The sequence below is a fragment of the Vibrio salilacus genome (genome assembly GCF_002811245.1).
In the GTDB taxonomy this organism is placed as follows: domain Bacteria; phylum Pseudomonadota; class Gammaproteobacteria; order Enterobacterales; family Vibrionaceae; genus Vibrio; species Vibrio salilacus.
This window is the reverse complement of record NZ_NIVQ01000052.1, coordinates 1-2,646: the sequence shown is the minus strand read 5'-3', so window position 1 is coordinate 2,646 and position 2,646 is coordinate 1. Positions and strand designations below refer to the sequence as shown.

The 2,646-nt window shown below is 37.5% G+C and carries 3 protein-coding genes; all 3 read left to right on the top strand.

All coding sequences use genetic code 11. From position 1 onward, the window contains the following. On the top strand, positions 1 to 1,011 hold a 1,011-nt coding region (locus CDZ87_RS16495), incomplete at its 5' end, for a hypothetical protein (protein WP_216639395.1). Between the two features lie 115 nt (positions 1,012 to 1,126). Next, positions 1,127 to 1,735 (top strand): hypothetical protein, encoded by a 609-nt coding sequence (locus tag CDZ87_RS16490; protein WP_100754501.1) that lies wholly within the window; start codon positions 1,127 to 1,129, stop codon positions 1,733 to 1,735. Between the two features lie 152 nt (positions 1,736 to 1,887). Further along, a complete protein-coding gene (locus CDZ87_RS16480; RefSeq protein WP_100754500.1) occupies positions 1,888 to 2,487 on the top strand; it encodes an outer membrane beta-barrel protein in 600 nt (199 codons plus the stop codon). Positions 2,488 to 2,646: the final 159 nt, after the last annotated feature.

The window sequence follows — 2,646 nt, the reverse complement described above, 5'->3', positions numbered from 1 at the left end:
GCAGTTCTTTGCCAAATAAATCAGTCATTTGTGGTAAAACATAACAAACAATTCAAGCAGACCCTCAACGCTCGGCGATTTTGGTTTGCGTTGAAATTCGTGTTGCCGAGCAATGCGGAAAGTGAGCCAGTGCGTTTCGGGCTACTTAATTGGGCGTTATGCAACAAAAGGAGTTCAGAGTACAAAATGAGTGAAACAACTAGTACGGTATTTAAAATACTATCGTCATTAACATCGACGAAAGCTTCGGTGAAATATATATCCATTGGCGTGTTTTTACTATTATCATGGTCAAAAGTATCATTGTTAATAGCTAAGTTTAATGTACCGACCGAACAAAAAAACCTTATTGTCCTTTTTGTTAGTTTGGGTTTGGGATCTTTGATTGGTGAGTTGATTTATAAAATCATCAATGGAATTTGGAGTAAATATCAGAACAGTAGAAAACAGTCTCGAGAGCGACTAGAAAAAGAGAATTTTAACACAGAACTCCTTGTACGATTTAAAAAAGTCTACCCATACTTTGATTATGAGACAAAAAGATTATTCTATCGGTTATCTAAGGGTGAACGTTGCTTAGAGTGGGGTTACGATGAAGTTGATGTCCCTTTAAAAAATGGTTATGTATGTAAGGTGGCTAATATAGATCGAGAACGAGATATTTTTCGTATTCATCCTGCTTTAATTAGCTATGTAGTGAAAGAATGGGCAAAAGAAGTTGAGTTACAACTAAATAATTTTAGAAATGACGTTTCACCGTATAAAGAAACATTTTTGAAGTTAATGGCTACAGAGAAAGACCAATGTGGTGATAGCATTGACCGAGAAGTTATCGAATTTGTAAACAATCATCGAGCTATCTTTCAAATAGAAGCAGATGATCATGAGGGTTTTTATATAACCACATATGAACCTTATGTCTCTGAATGTGAAAAACAGCTTAATATTGCATTGCTTGAAGAGAAACATGTACTCAAACGAAGAATAGTGATGGAAAAAACTGTTGCATAACAAAGCATTTAAGAGTGATTCGCAACGCTTGGCAGTTTCGCTTCGCTCAAGTATAGCCAAGCGCCGCTCACACCTTAATGCGGCGTTATGTAACTAGTTTAAGTTTGGAGAGAAAATGAAAGCAGTACTTCCTGCGAGTGAAAGAATTTTTAGGCTTTACCATTCACACAATGTAAGTCCAACCTTGGACACGTTGTTCAATTTACTCAATGCAATTCATAGCCTTAATGATAAATTAGATAAGGCAAAGTTGGGTGGTTTTTTCGATATTCAAGAGTTTATTGCTCTAAAATCGCTCAGAAATCTTTTTCATCATCAAGATGAGTTAATTAACGAATTACGTATTCTTCCAGTACAAGATATGCCGCTGATTATAACAGATTTACTGTATCTATGTTTAGTTCCAAGTAAGCTTGTTGAAGAAGCTATTTCGAATATTCCCAATAAGTATCGAGAAGAAGAGCAATCAGTGATTAAATCTGTTTTTGGGTGGTATGGAGAGGTTGTTAATATTAATCCATGCATTTTTAATTTCATGGTTAAGGCGTTTGAGTTCTTTGAAAGTAAAGGTATTGAATTATCGGGAAGCGAGTATTTAGACTTTGCTGATTCATACAAGTTCGAAACTGAAAATGGTCATTCACATTTCGTGACAGGAACAATTGGTTGTTCAGCTGGTAATGTGGAAGAAGTCCTTAAAAAGGCTTTTGCGCCAGTTACATAACAAACGCTTCAAGAGGGACTTCCAACGCGCGGCATTTTTACTGTGCGTTGATTTCGGTGGTTACGGTGTTATGCGGAAACTTGGTAGTAGCGTTGTCAGCCCCTTAAGCGGGCGTTATGCCATCTTCAATTAACTTTTGTATAAGGAAATAAATGAAATTATCAAATTTGGCGTTTCTTAGTTGTATGGTTTTTACGCAAAATGTGTACGCAAGTATGGAACCAAGTATAAATGAGCCAGTTCGAGAGTTTTATATTGGTCTCGGGCTTTCATTTGCGAACACTATTATGTTGGAAAGTGGTGGCACATCACTTGAAGAGAATAGTGATTTTGGTAAGTCTGGTTTTGGGCTTTCTGCTGGATATGAATTTACGACTCACAAGCAGGTTAGCATTGACCTAGAGGCTGAATATCGTCAGCTTGGTAAAGTGAATTATTCAAATATTCTAGATGTTTCGGGTAGTGGGGTGTTTGTTAACGTTAAACCGAAGCTATTTGTGAACTATGAATTTGGTGATGTTTATCTTGCTCCATTTGGTGGTGTTGGTTTAGTGAAAGTCGATGCCAAATCTCCCATAAACAATATCGCAGAGTCTGAAACCGAATTAGGTTATCAATTGGGCATTGAGCTTGGTTTTAAAGTGAATAGGTCGATGGACATAATGATTGGCTATCGCTCAGCTCAGGTCAAAGTTGACAGCGTAACTACCAGTTTTGGCAGTGGTTATCTAGGTGGTAGATATTACTTCTAGGTACTGAGTGGCGGTGGCATAACAAACGGTTCAAGAGGGACTGTCAACGCGTGGCATTTTCGGTAATGTTGGCTTTTGTTGTTACGTTGCCAGCCCCTTAACCGGGCGTTATGTTTACTTGTATTTCAGTGGCTTAAAGTTTCTTCGATCTATGTTCTT

Coding starts and splice junctions, on each gene's coding strand:
- CDZ87_RS16490 (WP_100754501.1), top strand. CDS start 1,127: ATGAAAGCAGTACTTCCTGCGAGTGAAAGAATTTTTAGGCTTTACCAT.
- CDZ87_RS16480 (WP_100754500.1), top strand. CDS start 1,888: ATGAAATTATCAAATTTGGCGTTTCTTAGTTGTATGGTTTTTACGCAA.